This window comes from Pseudomonas sp. PA-4-8C (genome assembly GCF_021606625.1).
Classification (GTDB): Bacteria; Pseudomonadota; Gammaproteobacteria; order Pseudomonadales; family Pseudomonadaceae; genus Aquipseudomonas; species Aquipseudomonas lactis.
Map to the genome: position 1 here is coordinate 1 of NZ_WKCD01000554.1, position 1,099 is coordinate 1,099.

Here is a 1,099-nt window from a genome sequence, read left to right on the forward strand (position 1 = left end):
GTCACAAGATCACCGGGGATGCCGATTACGTGCTGCAAGTGTTGGCAGAGGATCTTGATAGCTACAGTGACTTTATCGAGCAGGTGCTCAGGCGCCAGGTGGGTATTGCGTCCATCCAGTCCAGTCTGGCTTTACGCGAAATTAAGACCAGTAGCCGTATCGCGATACCCAAATCGATCAAGGCGTGAATGGGCAGGGGTTAGATCACGACGTGGAACCCTGTCTTTAGCAGCGATTGGCGCATTTGTATCGTTTTGTATCTGCGCTTTGGATAGATACACAGCGATTCCTTTAAGTCGGTTGATGACACATACGGGATACCAGCGGGGCTTTAAATGAACCCATCGAGAAGGCGCAAACCTTCTCCAATGGATGACTCATTTAACTCGCGGCTATCTCTGCGCGTTTCGCGACGTTGTCGACCAATGACTTATAGGAAATTCAAAATGCCTGTAGCTACGTTCGGTTTCACCTGGCGCCATTGTCTGGCTTCTTCCGTGAGAATGGGTGTTTTGGGGTTGGCCCTGATAGCCGGCAGCGGTGGTGCCTGGGCTGCTGGCCCGGCCGCCGATGCGTCAGTTGCCAGCTGGGCCTCGACCAGTCCCGAATCGATTAGACCTTATCGAATTCACGTCGATGAAGCGCAATTGACCGATCTGAAAAAGCGCATTGCGGCGACCCGCTGGCCGGACAAAGAAACCGTCCATGACGTGTCCCAAGGCGTGCAGTTGGCCCAGGTCCAGGCGCTGGTGAAGTATTGGGGCAGCGGCTATGACTGGCGCAAGGCTGAAGCGAAGCTCAATGCGCTGCCTGAATTCATCACGACTATCGACGGCGTGGATATTCAATTCATCCATGTTCGCTCGCCAAACCCCAACGCGATGCCGCTGCTTCTGACACACGGATGGCCTGGCTCACAGTTTGAGTTCCTGAAGACGATCGGCCCGCTGACGGATCCCGTTGCTTACGGCGGTAAGGTTGAAGATTCGTTCGACGTGATCATTCCATCGATTCCGGGACACGGTTTTTCCGGTAAGCCAACTGAATTGGGCTGGGGGCCGGATCGAGTCGCGAAGGCTTGGGATGTGCTCATCAAGCG

The 1,099-nt window shown here is 54.7% G+C and carries 2 protein-coding genes; both read left to right on the forward strand.

Annotated elements, in window-relative coordinates; translation table 11 throughout:
- Nucleotides 1-188, forward strand: a 188-nt coding sequence (locus GIW04_RS30910) for an Lrp/AsnC ligand binding domain-containing protein (protein ID WP_236479634.1), incomplete at its 5' end; no start/stop codon positions are given.
- 258 nt (nt 189-446) lie between these two features.
- Nucleotides 447-1,099 (forward strand): epoxide hydrolase family protein (locus tag GIW04_RS30915; RefSeq protein ID WP_236479635.1); only part of this gene is annotated, 653 nt, incomplete at its 3' end.